This window comes from Pseudomonas sp. MC6, assembly GCF_054790575.1.
The window spans coordinates 572,501-589,627 of the sequence record NZ_CP186504.1 but is presented as its reverse complement, the minus strand read 5'-3'; the positions used below and the strand labels follow the sequence as shown (position 1 = coordinate 589,627).

The window sequence follows — 17,127 nt, the reverse complement described above, 5'->3', positions numbered from 1 at the left end:
CTAGGCCATAGTTACTATTGGTCTAAAGTCCCGGTTGAGACGAGCGGTCGTTTCTGTTTGAGTGGAGATGCCCCACTGACAGACCGCAGGGAGTTGTCACAGCCCGGTCACGTGGCGGTTTTACCCTAGGCACACAACCTGATGAGGAGACAGGCCATGTCCTTGCAACACAGCAGCGATGACAAGATTGAAGTGATCCGCACCAAGCCCGGCCAACCTCTGGGTTGCTCGATTATCGATAAGGATGGGCGTGAAGTACCGATCACCGAAGACATGATCCAGGACGCGTGCCGCGAACTGGACAAGCGATTGGTCAAGCCTGCCAAACAAAAGTGATATAGCCACCGTCTTCATGACCCGGTCCTTTTGACCGGGTTTTTTCTGTCTGCAGATCCGGCATTTGTGGCGCCCCCTTCGCGAGCAGGCTCGCTCCCACATGGACCTCTATTCGCTGAAGATCTCCTGTGGGAGCGAGCCTGCTCGCGAAAGGGCCGACTCGGCTTCTAGACAGCCACCGCCCCCAGCGCCGCGACGATCTTCGCCAACGCCGGCGATACCCCTTCAATCCGCACCTTCAGCCCTTCAATCTCGCGCCGCACCGGATACTGCTTGCGCAACACATCGAACGCCGCACGCTGCTCGCCGACATTGCCTACCAGGCTGCGGCGAAAATCCGCGTCATCGCGGCGCGGGTCGTACACCCCACGGCATAACATCGCCAGCGCCCAGGCCGGATCGCTGTCAGCATTCAGGGTCACTTCAGACAACCACGGTGCGGGCAAAAGATCACTGAGTTGAATAATTGCCGGTTGGCCGCTGAATGCGCAATACGCCTGATAAATCTGCGCCGTTCCGCGCTGTTTGCCGTCGAGGCTGTAACCGGCAATGTGCGGGGTCGCCAGCACGCAGAGTTCGGCCAACGCCACATCAACCTCCGGTTCGGCCTCCCAGACGTCGAGAACGGCTTGCAGGTCTTCACGCTCCAGCAACACTTCGCGCAGGGCAAGGTTATCCACCACGGGACCACGGGCCGCGTTGATCAGCCATGCGCCGGGCTTGAGCTGCTGCAAACGTTGCTGATCGAACAGATGCCAGGTCGCGCCGTCACCGCTGCGGGTCAACGGCGTGTGCAGACTGATCACGTCGCACTGTTCGATGATCGCTTCAAGGCTGACGTAATCGCCGCCCTCGGCAGCCTGACGCGGCGGATCGCAGACTTTGACATTCCAGCCAAAGCCCTTCAGGACCTTGATCAGACGCCCGCCCACTTCACCGGCACCGACGACACCATAGGTCCGTTGAGCAAGATCGACGCCTTCGATTTCGGCAAGCGTCATCAGGCTACCCAGCACGTAATCAACCACGCCACGGGCATTGCAGCCAGGCGCACTCGACCAGGTGATGCCGACCTCATTGAAGTAATCGAGATCCAGATGATCCGTACCGATGGTGCAAGTGCCGACAAAACGTACCTTGCTGCCTTCAAGCAACGCACGGTTGACGTTGGTCACCGAACGTACGAGCAACACGTCGGCCTGCTCGACCGTCGCACGGTCGATGGAACGGCCCGGCACCCGGCGGATCTCGCCGAAACCGGCAAAAAAGGCATCGAGCAGCGGGATATTTTCGTCGGCAACAATCAGCATGGCGAGCTCCTTTGGCGGATCGGCAGTTTAGGTGCAGATCGGTCGCCGGGCCAGCAGGCTTTGCGCTTACAAATCCGCAACAGAGGATTTTTCCTGACCAAGGCGTCAGCGGCGTAGAATGCGGCGCCTTGCGCATCAACACCTGTGGACGCTTTGCCTGTGAATTCTGTAACTGACCAACCTGTCGCCGTCTCCCTGACCCGCCCCGCGCGGATTCGCCTGGAGTTCAAGAACCTTCTCGCCCTGGCGTTGCCGATCATCATCGCGCAACTGGCGACCACAGCCATGGGCTTCGTCGATGCAGTGATGGCCGGGCGCGTCGGGCCGAAAGATCTGGCGGCGGTGGCGCTGGGCAACTCGATCTGGGTGCCGGTGTTTCTGCTGATGACCGGCACTCTGCTGGCAACCACGCCGAAAGTCGCCCAGCGTTTTGGGGCTGGCACCCATAGCGAAATCGGCCCGCTCGTGCGTCAGGCGCTGTGGCTGGCGCTGGTGGTCGGACTGATCGCGACCGCGATGCTGGTTGCCGCCGAGCCGGTACTGCACCTGATGAAAGTCGATCCCGAGCTGATCGGCCCATGCATGCAATACCTGCACGGCATCGCCAGCGGTCTGCCGGCGGTGGCGTTCTATCACGTACTGCGTTGCACCAGTGACGGCATCGGCCGTACCCGTCCGGCGATGGTGCTGGGTCTGTGCGGTCTGGCGTTGAACATTCCGCTGAACTACATCTTCATTTATGGCCACTTCGGCGTGCCGGCCATGGGTGGCGTTGGTTGCGGCTGGGCCACGGCGATTGTGATGTGGGTGATGGCATTGGGGCTGGCCGGGTATGAGCGCTGGGCGCCGGCTTATCGTTCCAGTGAAATTTTCAGCCGTTTCGACTGGCCGCAATGGGTGGTGATCAAACGCCTGCTGGCGATTGGTCTGCCGATCGGCATCGCCGTGTTTGCCGAGTCGAGCATTTTTGCCGTGATTGCGCTGTTGATCGGCAGCCTCGGTGCCACGGTTGTGGCCGGGCATCAGATTGCGCTGAACGTCAGCTCTTTGGTGTTCATGATTCCGTATTCGCTGGGCATGGCCGTGACCGTGCGCGTCGGTCAGGCACTCGGTCGCGAAGAACCGCGCGAGGCGCGCTTTGCAGCTGGCGTCGGCATGGGCACCGCGCTGGCTTACGCCTGCCTGTCGGCGAGCATGATGCTGTTGCTGCGCGAACCGATTGCGGCGATCTACACCGCTGACCCGACGGTGATTCACATCGCGGCGATGCTCATCGTGTACTCGGCGCTGTTCCAGTTTTCCGATGCGATTCAGGTGACCGCTGCCGGCGCGCTGCGTGGTTATCAGGACACTCGGGTGACGATGATCCTGACGCTGTTCGCTTATTGGGGGATTGGCTTGCCGGTGGGCTATGCCCTCGGCCTGACCGACTGGCTCGGCGAGCCACGCGGCCCTAGCGGCTTGTGGCAAGGTTTGATCGTTGGCTTGAGCTGTGCAGCTTTGATGCTGTCGATTCGGTTGACGCGTAGCGCGCGCAAGCGGATTCGGATCAGTCGTTCGGCGGGTTAAATCCGTTACGCCAGACAAAAATGTGGGAGCGAGCCTGCTCGCGAATGCGCTGTATCAGTCGCCATCAATAGTGACTGAGATACCGCTTTCGCGAGCAGGCTCGCTCCCACATTTGGTTTTGTGTTCGCCTAGTATTCAGGCGTGTTTCTTGCGGATCCAGTACAGGTAAGTACCGGCCTCTTCGTGCTGGTCCACCAGTTCGTGGTCGAGAAACACACAGAACTTGGGAATGTCGCGTCGAGTCGATGGATCGGTGGCAATCACCTTGAGCAGGCCGCCGGGTACCAGGTCACGGATGTGCTGGTGCAGCATCATCACCGGTTCCGGGCAATTGAGGCCGGTGGCGTCGAGGGTGCCGTCGACCGGGGTATCGATCATTTCACTCATGATTCACTCCTGAAACTGGCCGGCATTGTCGCGCATTGCCGGGTATTCGGTCATCTGTGGTGTTACGCCACACCCTATGTAGGCGCTGCCGAAGGCTGCGATCTTTGCTTTTTAAGATCAAAAGATCGCAGCCTGCGGCAGCTCCTACAGGGGTTTTGCGGTGTTTCAGCGAGCTTTGGTTTTCTTCACGTCATGCCTGCGCAGGTGGCAGGTCACTTCCTCACGATCGTGATACAGCTGTTTACAGCCGATATCGACCTTGATCCCGCGCGCTTTGAAACCATCGGCAATGCGTTCGAGCAAGCGCTTCACTTCGGCGTAACGCTGCTTCATCGGCAACTTCAGGTTGACCACCGCCTCGCGGCAATGCCCTTCGCCGATCCACTCTTCAAGCATCGCGGCGTTGCGCGCCGGTTTCTCGACGATGTCGCAGACCATCCAGTCCACCGGTTGCTTGGGCTTGAAGGTGAAACCGTCGGCCATCAAATGCTGGACCAGACCGGTGTCCATCAGGCTCTCAGCCATCGGGCCGTTGTCGATGGCAGTCACCAACATGCCGCGATTGACCAGTTGCCAGGTCCAGCCGCCTGGCGCGGCACCGAGGTCGACGCCGGTCATATCGCTGTGCAGACGATCTTCCCACTGATCACGCGGGATGAAGTGGTGCCAGGCCTCTTCCAGCTTCAGCGTCGAACGGCTTGGCGCCTCACGCGGGAACTTCAGGCGCGGAATACCCATCGGCCACATCGCCGAGTTACCGGCATCGGCCATCCCCAGAAACACTTCACGACCGCTCTTGAAGGTCAGCAACAGACGCGGCTTGCTGGCGTCCTCCACCAGTTTGCCGGCGCCGGTCAGCGCCTTGCGCAACGGGCCTTCAAATTTTTTGCAAAAGTTCGACAGTTCCTTGCCGTCGTTGGTGTCGACGACTTCCAGCCACAGGCTGCCGCAAACCGGGAATTCGGCCACGTGCGCGAGAATCACGCTGATGCGGTCGGTTTCCGGCAGATCGATGAATACCCCGCGCGCCCATTGGCGCGGGAAGATCAATTCGGCGAAACGCTGGCCGCGCATCAGGCGCTCGGCGCCGTCTTCTTCGGTGCAGACAAACTCGGCGAAGGCGGTGGCCGCTTTGGCCTTGGCGTAGCCGGCCACGTTGAGTTGCGCGGCGAGGTCGGAAATCTCCGAACAGACTTCGCCTTCGAAGCCTGGCCGGCAATGCATGAATAGGGTGTTCATTCTTACTCCTGGGCAGTGGGCGTTCATTCGGCCACTGCGCGATGTCCAGACCTTGCGTTGCAGCAAAGCCTGTCACGAAAACCGGCGCATGATAGCCGATGTCGGAACCTTGGTTCCGCTCATAGAGTCCAGTTATTAGCCAGCTAATGAAAACAGGGCTACGTTGATAGCTCTGCCCGTCCCCTCAATCCGTAGCCGTGCGGATTCAAAGGAGTGATCGTAATGCCGTCCCTCGATAGCCTGAAGACCCTTAAAACACTGCAAATCGACGACAAGACCTACCACTATTTCAGCTTGCCGGATGCCGCCAAAAGCCTGGGCGATCTCGACAAGTTACCGATGTCACTGAAAGTCCTGCTGGAAAACCTGCTGCGCTGGGAAGATGAAAAAACTGTCACCGGCGCCGACCTCAAGGCGATTGCGGCGTGGCTCAAGGAGCGTCGCTCCGATCTTGAAATCCAGTACCGCCCGGCCCGCGTCTTGATGCAGGATTTTACCGGCGTACCCGCCGTGGTTGATCTCGCCGCGATGCGTGCGGCGATGGCCAAGGCCGGTGGCGATCCACAGCGAATCAATCCGCTGTCGCCGGTGGATCTGGTGATCGACCACTCGGTGATGGTCGACAAATTCGCCACGCCTAGCGCGTTCGAGCAGAACGTCGACATCGAAATGCAGCGCAACGGCGAACGTTATGCCTTCCTGCGTTGGGGCCAGAGCGCTTTTGACAACTTCAGCGTGGTGCCGCCGGGCACCGGCATCTGCCATCAGGTCAATCTCGAATACCTCGGCCGCACCGTGTGGACCAAGGATGAAGACGGCCGCACCTACGCGTTCCCCGACACGCTGGTCGGTACCGACTCGCACACCACCATGATCAACGGCCTCGGCGTACTCGGCTGGGGCGTCGGCGGGATCGAAGCGGAAGCGGCGATGCTCGGGCAACCGGTGTCGATGCTGATTCCGGAAGTGATCGGTTTCAAACTGACCGGCAAACTCAAGGAAGGCATCACGGCCACCGACCTGGTGCTGACGGTGACGCAGATGCTGCGCAAGAAAGGTGTAGTGGGCAAGTTCGTCGAGTTCTACGGTGACGGCCTCGTTGATCTGCCGCTCGCCGACCGCGCGACCATCGCCAACATGGCCCCGGAATACGGCGCGACGTGCGGTTTTTTCCCTGTCGACGACGTGACGCTTGAATACCTGCGCCTGTCGGGTCGGCCGCCAGAAACGGTGAAACTGGTCGAGGCGTACACCAAGGCTCAGGGGTTGTGGCGTCTGCCCGGTCAGGAGCCGGTGTTCACCGACAGCTTGGCGCTGGACATGGGCAGCGTCGAAGCGAGCCTGGCCGGACCGAAACGTCCACAGGATCGCGTCTCGCTGCCGAATGTACCGCAAGCCTTCAGCGACTTCATCGACCTGCAATTCAAACCCACCAGCAAGGAAGAAGGACGTCTGGAGAGTGAGGGCGGTGGTGGCGTCGCCGTGGGCAATGCAGATCTGGTCGGCGAAACCGATTACGAATACGAAGGCCACACCTATCGCCTGAAAAACGGTGCGGTGGTCATCGCCGCAATTACCTCCTGCACCAACACCTCCAACCCGAGCGTGATGATGGCCGCCGGGTTGTTGGCGAAGAAAGCCGTGGAGAAAGGCCTGACCCGCAAACCGTGGGTGAAGAGTTCGCTGGCGCCGGGTTCGAAAGTGGTCACCGACTACTACAAGGCGGCGGGGCTAACGCAGTATCTCGACCGGCTCGGGTTTTCCCTGGTCGGCTATGGCTGCACCACCTGCATCGGCAACTCCGGACCGCTGCCGGAACCGATCGAGAATGCCATCCAGAAAGCCGACCTCACCGTGGCATCCGTGCTGTCCGGTAACCGCAACTTCGAAGGCCGCGTGCATCCACTGGTAAAAACCAACTGGCTGGCCTCGCCACCGCTGGTGGTCGCCTATGCCTTGGCCGGCAGTGTGCGCAGCGATATCAGCAGCGAACCGCTGGGCGAGGACCAGCAAGGCAATCCGGTGTACCTGCGCGATATCTGGCCATCGAGTAAAGAGATCGCCGATGCGGTCAATCAGGTCAACACGGCGATGTTCCATAAGGAATACGCCGAAGTGTTTGCCGGTGATGAGCAGTGGCAGGCCATCGAGGTTCCGCAAGCGGCGACTTACGTGTGGCAGGACGATTCGACCTACATCCAGCACCCGCCTTTCTTCGACGATATCTCCGGCCCACTGCCGGACATCAAGGACGTCAAAGGTGCACGAGTATTGGCCCTGCTCGGCGACTCGGTAACCACCGATCATATTTCCCCCGCCGGCAACATCAAGGCTGACAGCCCGGCCGGGCGTTATCTGCGCGAAAAAGGCGTGGAGCCACGGGACTTCAACTCTTACGGCTCACGGCGCGGCAATCATGAAGTGATGATGCGCGGCACCTTCGCCAACATCCGTATTCGCAATGAAATGCTCGGCGGTGAAGAAGGTGGCAACACGATCTACATTCCGACCGGCGAGAAACTGGCGATCTACGATGCGGCGATGAAGTACCAGGCTTCGGGCACACCGCTGGTGGTGATTGCCGGGCAAGAGTACGGCACCGGTTCCAGCCGTGACTGGGCGGCCAAGGGCACCAATTTGCTCGGCGTGAAAGCGGTGATCGCGGAAAGCTTCGAGCGGATCCACCGTTCCAATCTGGTGGGCATGGGTGTGCTGCCGCTGCAGTTCAAGCTTGATCAGAACCGCAAGAGCCTAAACCTGACCGGCAAGGAAACCTTCGAGATTCTGGGCCTCACCGGCGTCGAGCTGACACCGCGAATGAATCTGCCGCTGGTGATTACCCGTGAGGACGGGCGCCAAGAGAAGATCGAGGTGTTGTGCCGGATCGATACGTTGAATGAGGTGGAATACTTCAAATCGGGCGGGATTTTGCATTACGTCCTGCGCCAATTGATCGCCTCGTAACGCACAAACCAAAGTAGGAGCTGCCGCAGGCTGCGATCTTTTGACTTTGGCTTTCAAAAGCCAAAGTCAAAAGATCGCAGCCTGCGGCAGCTCCTACATACAGGCGAAAAAAAACCCGCCGAAGCGGGTTTTCCCAAGACCATTATCGACTCCCTGTCGGCAGCGATCCTTGCAAATGGTCGATCATCCGTGATCCTGAAACACTCCCTGTGTCTCAGTTGATGTGTGTAGATTACGCAGTGGATCCAATCAGCAATAGTCGTAAAAGCTACCAGTGCGTGTAAGACATTCGCCATAGCAACCCTTCCGAAAACCCCTAGCTGTGTCAGGCATCAAGCATGGAAGCCGCGATCTGCGCGACTTTCAGCTGCCCAGAGGCTTGCCCCAACGCGTCATCCTCCAAAAACCAGGCTGCCGACAAACCGGCGAACGCCAGCACCCATTGCAGCAGCCTGCGGCGATCAAGCATGGCAGCTTGGACAATCACATCCAGCTGCCGGCGAAAGCGCTGGCGATCGGTGGCCGTTGGCAAGTCCGGGTTGCAAATCAGGTTGGCGTAATCAAAACCACGCTCGCCTCTGACCCGTTTCGGATCGATTGCCAGCCAGCCACGCGATTGGAAATCCAGCACATTGTCGTGATGCATGTCGCCGTGCAGCACCACCACTTCCTGTGGGTCGGCGAGCAGGGCTTCGGCGGTTTGCAGGCTCAGGGCGTAGAGACCGCCATGTTGTGCAGCCGCGATGCGCAGCGAAGCAAACCATGGCCCTAACTCCACCAGCGGCGGAGACGGCGTTTCACGCGGTGCATGCAATCGCGCCAGCGCCGAACAGAGAATCCGGCTCGCCTCGTCGTCTTCGCCATTCATTGCCATGTGCATCAGCGAGCGGCTGCCCATGGCGCGCTCCATCAACAGGCCATCCTCGTGATGCGCCAAGACTTGCGCAGCGCCGTCACCGTCCCACCAGGTCATCAGCCGATTGCCGTACTTCTCGTCGACATCCAGCGCTACCTTGAGCATGGCCGGAATGTCGTTCAGGCGTACCGGCAACAAACGGCTGCCTTGCGTGATGATCGGCACGCCGTCCGTGACCAATCCCCAGCGCTTGAGCCAAGGTTGGAAAATATCAGCCACTGTCACGCTCGCGGGCCTTGGCGCTCTCGGCAAGAAACTGTTCGAGGCGGCTCAACTGCTCCTCCCAGCCACGGCTGTCCATGTAATACGCCTCTTTCTGGCGAATGTCGGGAATGTGCGCGAAGCCCGATTCGGACACTTTCAGCAACGTGCCACTCTCGAAGTCTTCCAGCTCGAACCTGACCAGCGTTGTCGGCTCCTGGGAATAGTCGATCTTCGGATTGACCGCATACGGATGCCAGCGAAACGAAAACAACTGCTGCGGCTCGACCCGTTCGATCAGCACATTCCACAACACGTGTTCATAACCCGGATACGTGACCTGCCCTTGCGTCCACTCACCGGCAATAAACCGCCGGCCCTCAAGCGCCACCCCAAACCACTGGCCAAACGCCTCGGCATCGACCAATGCACGCCAGACATGCGAACGCGGCGCCTTGAGCGTGATTTTGCGTTCGAAACTATTGGGTACTGGTTTCATACGTCACCTCCTGTTCTGAACACTAGGCTTGTATGACCACATGTCCAATGTGAAGTTGTATCAGAGCGGTGCAGTCATTCACCTGCAAGGACACATCAAGCTGCACTTTTTGACCGGTGCTGTGATGAATCCAGGCACCCTCCGCCTAACGAAACTGTTACCTTTTCCAGCGAATTTGAATCTACAAGGACGCTCATGCCGCCATCCCTCGCTGAACGTTACCGCGGTGCCCTGCTCGGTCTGGCGTGCGGCGACGCTGTCGGTACTACGGTTGAGTTCAAACCACGGGGATCATTCCAACCGTTGACCGATATGGTTGGTGCTGGCCCATTCCACCTCAAGCCCGGGCAATGGACCGATGACACCTCGATGGCGCTGTGTCTGGCGGAAAGCTTGCTGAACAAAAATGGATTCAATGCCGCTGATCAGATGGGCCGCTACCTCAACTGGTGGCAATGGGGCTATCTCAGCTCGACCGGTGAGTGTTTCGATATAGGCATGACCGTCAGTCAGGCGCTGGCGCAATATCAACAAACCGCTGATCCCTTCGCCGGCTCGACCGACCCGTACAGCGCCGGCAACGGTTCGCTGATGCGTCTGGTGCCAGTGGTGCTGTTCTACTTTCCCGACGCCCGGAAAATCCAGAGCTTCGCCGCCGACAGTTCCCGAACCACCCACGCAGCACCTGAAGCCATCGAATGCTGCCAATTGCTGGCCGGGTTGATCGCCTGCGCGCTTGAAGGCGCGAGCAAAGCCGAACTGCGTCAGCTGCCACTCGCCAGCTTCTCGCAACCCAAGGTTGCTTCCATTGGGCGTGGCGATTTCCTCGGTCTGTCCGAGGCAGACATCAAAGGTAGTGGCTACAGCGTGCAGTCGCTGGAAGCGGCGTTGTGGTGCTTTCACCACACGGACAGCTTCGAAGCGGCCATTTTGCGGGCGGCCAACCTGGGCGATGACGCCGATACCACTGCCGCGATCACCGGCCAATTGGCCGGCGCCTATTACGGCGTGCGGGGGATTCCTGAACACTGGCTGGAAAAGCTGCACGACGGTGAAGAGATTGCGGCGACCGCCGACCGTTTGCTCGCGGCTTCCCGAATGCGCGCACCTGAATAAGCGCGACGCAGCCGCTACACTGCTCGGCACTTACTTTGATACAGCGAGATTTGACTATGTCCCCACGCCTGCTTCTGGCCTTGACGCCCTTCCTGTTCACCCCCCTCGCTCACGCTGCGGTCGACTGCGCCAACGCCAGCGATCAGGCGACGATGAATCAGTGCGCCGGGCAGGACTTCAAAGCGGCGGACAAAGAACTGAACACGGTGTACCAGCAGATCACCGGGCGTTTGAAGGACAACCCGGATGGCAAGAAGCTGTTGGTCAGTGCGCAACGGGCGTGGCTCGGGTTTCGGGATGCCGAGTGCAAGTTTTCATCGTCCGGGGTAACTGGCGGGAGCGTTTATCCGTGGGTTTACAGCAGTTGCCTGACCGGCGTGACCAAGGTCCGGGTTGAGGCGCTGAAACAGTATTTGAAGTGTGAAGAAGGTGACATGAGCTGCCCGGTGCCCGGGGCCTGATTTTTTTCCGGCGGTTTTGAGGGATCTTTCGCGAGCAGGCTCGCTCCCACATTGGAACGCATTTCAAATGTGGGTCAACGCCCGTGCAATGCGTTGCGCGTGATCATGTTCTGCTCGAGGCCGATACGACTCGGCCCTGTGCACACTCGCGCACACGACAGGAGCACCACTGCGCAAACTTTCCTCAAGCACATGCCGCAGCCGCAACAATCCCTCACGTTGCATCGCCAGGTTGGCCTCGATCTGGCGTATCTCATCCATACGGATATCGATTTGCTCGATGGTCAGCGATTTCGAACAACTGCCATCCTGCAAGAACAGACCGCGAATGGTCTCAAGAGAAAAACCAAGCCGTTGCGCATCGCGCACCAGTATCAATCGCGCAACAGCCGCCTCGGCGTAGTGGCGATATCCATTGGCGTCACGGGTAGAAGGCTCCAGTAACCCTTGCTCCTCGTAATAGCGAATGGCCGAAGCGGCAACACCAGTGCGCTTGGAAACCTCTCCAATCTTCATAAAAACTGCTTGACCTTCAAGTTGGCTTTAATCGTTAGCATAAGCCCAGGTTCAGCACGACAGCCAGTCGTTATGACCGACCTGAACATCTTTCACCTTTATGGAATTTGAGATGAGCACACTGACAGACCTGCTGAAATGGCGCTATGCAACGAAAAAGTACGACCCTTCCCGGACGGTGCCCGATGAAAAAATCGAGCGCATTCTGGAAGCGGTGCGTTTAACGCCGACATCAAGCGGACTGCAGCCTTTCGAATTGCTCGTAGTGACCAATGCAGAGATTCGCGAAAAGATCAAAGCCGTCAGTTGGAACCAGCAGCAGGTTACCGACTGCTCTCACTTGTTGGTGTTCGCCGCATGGGACGACATCACTGCGGAGCGGGTCAACATGATGTTCGACCTGACCAACGAAGTTCGCGGGACCGTTAACGAAGGATGGGAAAATTACCGCCAGATGCTCTTGGGCATCGTTGCTGGACGTGGCAAAGAGGCTAATTATCAAGCGGCCGCACGGCAGGCTTATATTGGTCTTGGCTCGGCTCTGATCGCTGCGGCATTTGAAGAAGTCGACGCGACACCGATGGAAGGTTTCGACCCGGCAGCCATCGATGAAATCCTCGGACTCTCGGCTCGCAACTTGCGCAGTGTGGTGATTCTGCCGTTGGGCCATCGAGCTGCTGAGGGAGACTGGTTGGTTAACTTGAAAAAGGTTCGCCGATCGCGGGAAAACTTCGTTACCGAGATCAAGTAAGCGCTACAGGAGCGGGCGACTGAGCATGCCTGTGGCGTGTGTCCCCGCTCTAATCAATCCCTGCCCCCATCATCGATACCAGCGGCCACCGAGTGGATCGCGTCCCTCCCCTGCTCTCGACTTGATTCGAATTCGAGAGCCTATCGACATTGAAATCCCCCCAAAAGCGAATGAAATGAAGATGATGCCGTGGTCTGGCATCCCGTTTCAAAAGCGCTCTTAACAAAACAAGAACAATTTATTATTGCCATTCGATAATTTAACATCGAGAATTAGTCATTCCCAATGACACCGCAAGGATTTTTCATGAGTAATCGTAACAACGGATTGGCACTGCAGCGTATGCATTGGGTCGGACTACTGGCAGCGATTCTTGTCTGGGTTTTAGGGATGACCGAGGTCGGTGGCAACGCTTCGATCTGGTTGTTTAAAACAGATGAAATGCTCGCGGCTTTGCTCTACGCCTTCGCCGAAAACTCGCCGCAATTACTTGATCCATTTGTCGAAGGTGCGTTGCTTGCCCCCGACACATGGCTCTCACCATTGGTTACGGCGCTGCTCGTCGTTTTGGATTTTCTGCCCGTTCTGCTTTCAACTTACGTGCTCTGGCTGACAGGGTTGTTTTTCCTGCGCTTGTCCCGCGGCGAAACCTGGACCGAGCGTAATATCAAGGTGCTGTGGCGAGTGGGGATTCTGTGCATCATTTCTCCGGCCGCCTACCCGCTGATAGAGACCTTGCAAGGTTTGGCACTGTCTATTGATCTGCCTCCTGGGGATCGCATCTTTCAATTCTCGATTGGCCTGTCTTCCTCTTCTGCCTATGAGATTGTCAAAGGCGTATTGCTCTGTTTATTTTCAATTATCATGCGCGATGCAAAAGTACTCAGCGATGAGCAAAGTCAATACATATAGAACAATACAATGACCATTATCGTCCGCCTTGACGTTGTCATGGCCACGCAAAAAATTCGCTCGAAAGAGTTGGCCAGCCTGCTGGGCATCACCGAGGCCAATCTGTCATTACTGAAGAATGGCAAGGTCAAGGGCGTGAAGATGGCCACCCTGGACAAGCTGTGCGCAGCACTCGATTGCCAGCCAGGCGACTTGCTGGAATACCAGAAAGACTGAGCCTTGCGCAGGCGCGCCAGTTAATTTTCGCCAGTCCACACCGTTTAACTCTTATTCAATCCTTAGTTTGTAAGGCGGCTTTGTCATGACCCGGTTTTTACTTTGCGCGCTGTTTTTACTGACAGCGTTGATCAGCGGCTGCGCCACGCAAATGGACGTAGCGCTAAATGCCACACCTGATCCGGAGTATCATTTTGACCGAAAGGCGGCTGTGCTGGTGACGTCTGCGAGTGGCAGCGACGAAAACGCTCTTAATGCCCGCTATTATCTTCGCGACATGGTTAACGCGCTGAAAGACAGGGGTTTTCAGGAGGTCTATACCGACGCCAGTCTGCCAAAGAACCACGCGCCGATAAAAATGACTGTCAGCCTCGATATTGGCAGTCGACAGGTGACTTACCGCTATACCGCCACCGACTATGGGCAAGTGCCGACCAGCACCTCTACCGTGTGCAAGAACAGCAAGAAAAAAGACGACCGAATGACCTGCACGAGTAAACCAAACACCACCTACGGCCCGATAGGTACTTCTGAGCGCACCGGTTACACCACGCTTAGTACCTTTATTGCCACCGCACGCGATGAAGTCAGTAAGCGACCGGTCTACCTGCTTCGCGCTTCGTCTTACAACGAAGACTGCCAATCCTCCAAGGTCGAAGACTTTCTAGTGGAGCAAGGCTTGCAGAACCTGAACTTCGAGGACCGTGTGCAGCGCAACTACTCCGTCACGATGCCCGAGGGTTACCGCTGCAAATAGGCTTTGCAGGGGACGCTCACAACATCGGCTCAGCTTGCGTGAACCGGTGCTGTGAGCTGTTGAAGGTTAAACGTGCGGGTCACCCGGCGCTTTCGTCGGCGCGGCGTATTGCGGCTTGAGATGGCCGTCCTGATCGAGTAACCAGGCGTCCATGATCTGCCGCACTACAGGGCCTGCGACACGACCACCGGCCTCGCCGTTTTCGATCATCACCGAAATCGCGATCTTCGGATGCTCGGCCGGGGCGAAGCCAACGAACAAGGCGTTGTCGCGGTGGCGTTCGAGGGTTTTCTCACGGTTGTAGCGTTCGCCCTGCTTGATAGCCACCACTTGCGCCGTACCACTCTTGCCAGCGATGCGGTATTGCGCGCCTGCCGCCGCCGCACGCGCGATTCCGCGGGCATCATGCATCACCATCTGCATACCGTGGTTGACCTGTTCCCAGTCACGCGGATCCTTTAGCAGGATGTTCGGCATCGGATGCTCGTCGACCGGAGCGACACCATCGACGGTCTTGGCCAGGTGCGGACGATTCCATACCCCTTTGTTGGCGATCAACGCCGTGGCTTGAGCCAGCTGTAGCGGCGTCACCTGCATGTAGCCCTGGCCAATGCCGAGGATGACGGTTTCGCCAGGGAACCAGGCTTGCCGGCGGGTCGCGCGCTTCCAGGCCTGCGACGGCATCAAACCGGGCGACTCTTCAAACATGTCCAGCGAGACTTTCTCACCGAGGCCGAACATGGCCATGTAATCGTGCAGACGATCGATGCCGAGCTTATGCGCGAGGTCGTAGAAATAGGTGTCATTGGAACGCATGATCGCCGCGTCCATGTCCACCCAGCCGTCGCCGCTGTGGTTCCAGTTGCGGTACTTGTGATCGAAGTCCGGGAGTTGGTAATAACCGGGGTCGAAGACGCGGGTCTGCGGCGTCACAACACCAGCGTCAAGTCCGGCGATGGCCACCTCTGGCTTGATCGTCGAGCCCGGCGCGTAGAGCCCGCGCAGTACGCGGTTGAACAGCGGACGGTCGATCGAATCTCGCAGCGCCGAGTATTCCTTGGAACTGATACCGGTGACGAACAGATTCGGATCGAAGCTGGGATTGCTGACCATGGCCAACACTTCGCCGGTCGACGGATCGAGCGCTACCACGGAACCACGACGATCACCCAGCGCGGCTTCGGCAGCTTCCTGAAGTTTGATGTCGAGGCTCAGGACGATGTTCTGGCCGGGAACCGGGTCGGTGTGTTTGAGCACACGGAGTACGCGCCCCTGGGCGTTGGTTTCCACCTCTTCATAACCGACATGGCCGTGCAACTGCGCTTCGTAGAAACGCTCGATACCCGTTTTGCCAATGGATTGGGTACCACGGTATTCAACCGAGTCGAGGCTTTTGGATTCTTTTTCGTTGATCCGGCCAACGTAACCGATCGAGTGGGCGAAATGTGCGCCGAGTGGGTAGTGGCGGACAAACTGCGGCTCGACATCGAGGCCGGGAAGACGGAACTCGTTGACGGCCAGTACGGCAATTTGCTCTTCCGTCAGCTCATAGAACAGCGTCACCGGCGTGAACGGGTGGCGGGACTGCTTCATGGTCTTGTCGAAGACGGTGCGATCTTCTGCTGGCAGGTGCAGAAGATTGATGACCTCGTCCAGTTCTTGATTGACGTCATTGGCGCGTTCGCGGGTGATGGTCAGGTTGAAACTAGGGCGGTTATCGGCAAGCAGCACGCCATTGCGGTCGTAGATCAAACCGCGCGTCGGCGGGATCGGCAAGACGTGGACGCGGTTGTTTTCGGAGATGGTCGAGTGGTAGTCGAACTCCACCACTTGCAGAATGTACAGGCGCACGACCAAGGCGCAGCTGATGGCAAAGACAAACAAGGCGCAGGCGATCAACCGTTTGTTGACCAGGCGCGTCTCTTTTTCGTGATCCTTGATCGGGATGGGTTCAGGCATTTCTACAGCAACTCTTTGACATAAATGAGTGCCGATCCGTGGGCATGACATCAGTCCGTTAAAAAACGAGCTGCACCATACCAAAAACTGTCCGGTCACTTCAGAAGGAATTTCCCCAATGGCCACTCTTGCGACGGTTGGGGCGGCTCAGTGCGTTGGAAAACTTTTCTGCAGGCAAAACAAAACCCCAACTGCTTTCGCAATTGGGGTTTTGGAATTTAATCTTGACGATGACCTACTCTCACATGGGGAAACCCCACACTACCATCGGCGATGCATCGTTTCACTGCTGAGTTCGGGATGGGATCAGGTGGTTCCAACGCTCTATGGTCGTCAAGAAATTCGGGTACTGAATCGTGGCCTTGTGGCCTCGCTTCAGCAAATTGGGTATGTGACAGCTTTCGGTGTTTTGTGAACATCGAACTTTCGGTTCGTTTCGTCTTCACACACCGCAATCTGGTCTCTCTCGAGTTCGCAAATTGCTTGGGTGTTATATGGTCAAGCCTCACGGGCAATTAGTATTGGTTAGCTCAACGCCTCACAGCGCTTACACACCCAACCTATCAACGTCGTAGTCTTCGACGGCCCTTCAGGGAACTCAAGGTTCCAGTGAGATCTCATCTTGAGGCAAGTTTCCCGCTTAGATGCTTTCAGCGGTTATCTTTCCCGAACATAGCTACCCGGCAATGCCACTGGCGTGACAACCGGAACACCAGAGGTTCGTCCACTCCGGTCCTCTCGTACTAGGAGCAGCCCCTCTCAAATCTCAAACGTCCACGGCAGATAGGGACCGAACTGTCTCACGACGTTCTAAACCCAGCTCGCGTACCACTTTAAATGGCGAACAGCCATACCCTTGGGACCGGCTTCAGCCCCAGGATGTGATGAGCCGACATCGAGGTGCCAAACACCGCCGTCGATATGAACTCTTGGGCGGTATCAGCCTGTTATCCCCGGAGTACCTTTTATCCGTTGAGCGATGGCCCTTCCATACAGAACCACCGGATCACTAAGACCT

16 protein-coding genes and 2 rRNA genes (1 of these 18 running past the window's edge) are annotated in these 17,127 nt (G+C 57.9%); 9 read left to right on the top strand and 9 right to left on the bottom strand.

What is annotated here, in order from left to right:
- Positions 1 to 156: 156 nt before the first annotated feature.
- A complete protein-coding gene (locus tag ACOYXE_RS02795) occupies positions 157 to 336 on the top strand; it encodes a PA1571 family protein (protein ID WP_093433652.1) in 180 nt (59 codons plus the stop codon).
- Positions 337 to 503: 167 nt separating this feature from the next.
- Here the strand turns inward: ACOYXE_RS02795 and pdxB are convergent, their stop codons facing one another.
- Positions 504 to 1,646, bottom strand: coding sequence for a 4-phosphoerythronate dehydrogenase PdxB (gene pdxB / locus ACOYXE_RS02790; protein WP_160058827.1), 1,143 nt, complete (start codon positions 1,644 to 1,646; stop codon positions 504 to 506).
- A 159-nt stretch (positions 1,647 to 1,805) separates the two neighbouring features.
- On the opposite strand from pdxB, the gene ACOYXE_RS02785 reads away from it, so the two are divergent.
- Positions 1,806 to 3,215: an MATE family efflux transporter gene (locus ACOYXE_RS02785; RefSeq protein WP_108225807.1), complete on the top strand. Its 1,410-nt coding sequence runs from the start codon at positions 1,806 to 1,808 to the stop codon at positions 3,213 to 3,215.
- 135 nt (positions 3,216 to 3,350) lie between these two features.
- Here the strand turns inward: ACOYXE_RS02785 and tusA are convergent, their stop codons facing one another.
- Together tusA and rlmM are read right to left on the bottom strand one after the other, a co-directional pair.
- Positions 3,351 to 3,602 carry a sulfurtransferase TusA gene (tusA, locus tag ACOYXE_RS02780; protein ID WP_460927596.1) on the bottom strand — a complete coding sequence of 84 codons (252 nt, stop codon included), beginning with the start codon at positions 3,600 to 3,602 and terminating at the stop codon, positions 3,351 to 3,353.
- Between the two features lie 165 nt (positions 3,603 to 3,767).
- Complete coding sequence (gene rlmM, locus ACOYXE_RS02775; protein ID WP_160058829.1) at positions 3,768 to 4,841, bottom strand: 23S rRNA (cytidine(2498)-2'-O)-methyltransferase RlmM; 1,074 nt, start codon at positions 4,839 to 4,841, stop codon at positions 3,768 to 3,770.
- 222 nt (positions 4,842 to 5,063) lie between these two features.
- Here rlmM and acnA point away from each other — a divergent pair, with 222 nt between their 5' ends.
- Positions 5,064 to 7,805 carry an aconitate hydratase AcnA gene (gene acnA / locus ACOYXE_RS02770; protein WP_160058830.1) on the top strand — a complete coding sequence of 914 codons (2,742 nt, stop codon included), beginning with the start codon at positions 5,064 to 5,066 and terminating at the stop codon, positions 7,803 to 7,805.
- Positions 7,806 to 8,130: 325 nt separating this feature from the next.
- Here the strand turns inward: acnA and ACOYXE_RS02765 are convergent, their stop codons facing one another.
- Together ACOYXE_RS02765 and ACOYXE_RS02760 are read right to left on the bottom strand one after the other, a co-directional pair.
- Positions 8,131 to 8,946 carry an aminoglycoside phosphotransferase family protein gene (locus ACOYXE_RS02765; protein WP_405123167.1) on the bottom strand — a complete coding sequence of 272 codons (816 nt, stop codon included), beginning with the start codon at positions 8,944 to 8,946 and terminating at the stop codon, positions 8,131 to 8,133.
- Positions 8,933 to 9,421 carry an SRPBCC family protein gene (locus ACOYXE_RS02760; protein WP_160058831.1) on the bottom strand — a complete coding sequence of 163 codons (489 nt, stop codon included), beginning with the start codon at positions 9,419 to 9,421 and terminating at the stop codon, positions 8,933 to 8,935. Before ACOYXE_RS02760 ends, ACOYXE_RS02765 begins: the two co-directional genes overlap by 14 nt.
- 195 nt (positions 9,422 to 9,616) lie before the next feature.
- On the opposite strand from ACOYXE_RS02760, the gene ACOYXE_RS02755 reads away from it, so the two are divergent.
- Both ACOYXE_RS02755 and ACOYXE_RS02750 read left to right on the top strand, forming a co-directional pair.
- On the top strand, positions 9,617 to 10,537 hold the full coding sequence (locus ACOYXE_RS02755; RefSeq protein ID WP_160058832.1) for an ADP-ribosylglycohydrolase family protein: 921 nt from the start codon (positions 9,617 to 9,619) through the stop codon (positions 10,535 to 10,537).
- A 56-nt stretch (positions 10,538 to 10,593) separates the two neighbouring features.
- A complete protein-coding gene (locus ACOYXE_RS02750; RefSeq protein ID WP_160058833.1) occupies positions 10,594 to 10,998 on the top strand; it encodes a lysozyme inhibitor LprI family protein in 405 nt (134 codons plus the stop codon).
- Between the two features lie 63 nt (positions 10,999 to 11,061).
- Here ACOYXE_RS02750 and ACOYXE_RS02745 read toward each other — a convergent pair whose 3' ends face one another.
- The gene (locus tag ACOYXE_RS02745) at positions 11,062 to 11,514 is read right to left on the bottom strand and encodes a MerR family transcriptional regulator (RefSeq protein WP_460927592.1); all 453 of its coding nucleotides are present in this window, start codon (positions 11,512 to 11,514) and stop codon (positions 11,062 to 11,064) included.
- 112 nt (positions 11,515 to 11,626) lie between these two features.
- Here ACOYXE_RS02745 and ACOYXE_RS02740 point away from each other — a divergent pair, with 112 nt between their 5' ends.
- The 4 genes from ACOYXE_RS02740 (at position 11,627) to ACOYXE_RS02725 (ending at position 14,150) form a co-directional block, all read left to right on the top strand.
- Complete coding sequence (locus tag ACOYXE_RS02740; protein WP_160058835.1) at positions 11,627 to 12,265, top strand: NAD(P)H-dependent oxidoreductase; 639 nt, start codon at positions 11,627 to 11,629, stop codon at positions 12,263 to 12,265.
- Positions 12,266 to 12,571: 306 nt separating this feature from the next.
- Positions 12,572 to 13,177, top strand: a complete 606-nt coding sequence (locus ACOYXE_RS02735; RefSeq protein WP_160058836.1) for a hypothetical protein — start codon at positions 12,572 to 12,574, stop codon at positions 13,175 to 13,177.
- A gap of 9 nt (positions 13,178 to 13,186) precedes the next feature.
- Positions 13,187 to 13,393 carry a helix-turn-helix domain-containing protein gene (locus tag ACOYXE_RS02730; protein WP_007910409.1) on the top strand — a complete coding sequence of 69 codons (207 nt, stop codon included), beginning with the start codon at positions 13,187 to 13,189 and terminating at the stop codon, positions 13,391 to 13,393.
- An 85-nt stretch (positions 13,394 to 13,478) separates the two neighbouring features.
- Positions 13,479 to 14,150 carry a hypothetical protein gene (locus ACOYXE_RS02725; protein ID WP_460927589.1) on the top strand — a complete coding sequence of 224 codons (672 nt, stop codon included), beginning with the start codon at positions 13,479 to 13,481 and terminating at the stop codon, positions 14,148 to 14,150.
- A 66-nt stretch (positions 14,151 to 14,216) separates the two neighbouring features.
- On the opposite strand, the gene mrdA is transcribed toward ACOYXE_RS02725, so the two are convergent.
- From mrdA to ACOYXE_RS02710, 3 genes are all read right to left on the bottom strand, one after another.
- Positions 14,217 to 16,109 carry a penicillin-binding protein 2 gene (gene mrdA, locus ACOYXE_RS02720; RefSeq protein WP_460927587.1) on the bottom strand — a complete coding sequence of 631 codons (1,893 nt, stop codon included), beginning with the start codon at positions 16,107 to 16,109 and terminating at the stop codon, positions 14,217 to 14,219.
- 222 nt (positions 16,110 to 16,331) lie between these two features.
- Positions 16,332 to 16,447: ribosomal RNA gene (gene rrf / locus ACOYXE_RS02715) — 5S ribosomal RNA — on the bottom strand.
- Positions 16,448 to 16,603: 156 nt separating this feature from the next.
- A 23S ribosomal RNA gene (locus ACOYXE_RS02710) occupies positions 16,604 to 17,127 on the bottom strand; it runs 2,370 nt beyond the window's last position.

Coding starts and splice junctions, on each gene's coding strand:
- acnA (WP_160058830.1), top strand. CDS start 5,064: ATGCCGTCCCTCGATAGCCTGAAGACCCTTAAAACACTGCAAATCGAC.
- pdxB (WP_160058827.1), bottom strand. CDS start 1,646: ATGCTGATTGTTGCCGACGAAAATATCCCGCTGCTCGATGCCTTTTTT.
- ACOYXE_RS02755 (WP_160058832.1), top strand. CDS start 9,617: ATGCCGCCATCCCTCGCTGAACGTTACCGCGGTGCCCTGCTCGGTCTG.
- ACOYXE_RS02740 (WP_160058835.1), top strand. CDS start 11,627: ATGAGCACACTGACAGACCTGCTGAAATGGCGCTATGCAACGAAAAAG.
- mrdA (WP_460927587.1), bottom strand. CDS start 16,109: ATGCCTGAACCCATCCCGATCAAGGATCACGAAAAAGAGACGCGCCTG.
- ACOYXE_RS02735 (WP_160058836.1), top strand. CDS start 12,572: ATGAGTAATCGTAACAACGGATTGGCACTGCAGCGTATGCATTGGGTC.
- ACOYXE_RS02795 (WP_093433652.1), top strand. CDS start 157: ATGTCCTTGCAACACAGCAGCGATGACAAGATTGAAGTGATCCGCACC.
- ACOYXE_RS02730 (WP_007910409.1), top strand. CDS start 13,187: ATGACCATTATCGTCCGCCTTGACGTTGTCATGGCCACGCAAAAAATT.
- ACOYXE_RS02750 (WP_160058833.1), top strand. CDS start 10,594: ATGTCCCCACGCCTGCTTCTGGCCTTGACGCCCTTCCTGTTCACCCCC.
- tusA (WP_460927596.1), bottom strand. CDS start 3,602: ATGAGTGAAATGATCGATACCCCGGTCGACGGCACCCTCGACGCCACC.
- ACOYXE_RS02725 (WP_460927589.1), top strand. CDS start 13,479: ATGACCCGGTTTTTACTTTGCGCGCTGTTTTTACTGACAGCGTTGATC.
- ACOYXE_RS02760 (WP_160058831.1), bottom strand. CDS start 9,421: ATGAAACCAGTACCCAATAGTTTCGAACGCAAAATCACGCTCAAGGCG.
- ACOYXE_RS02745 (WP_460927592.1), bottom strand. CDS start 11,514: ATGAAGATTGGAGAGGTTTCCAAGCGCACTGGTGTTGCCGCTTCGGCC.
- rlmM (WP_160058829.1), bottom strand. CDS start 4,841: ATGAACACCCTATTCATGCATTGCCGGCCAGGCTTCGAAGGCGAAGTC.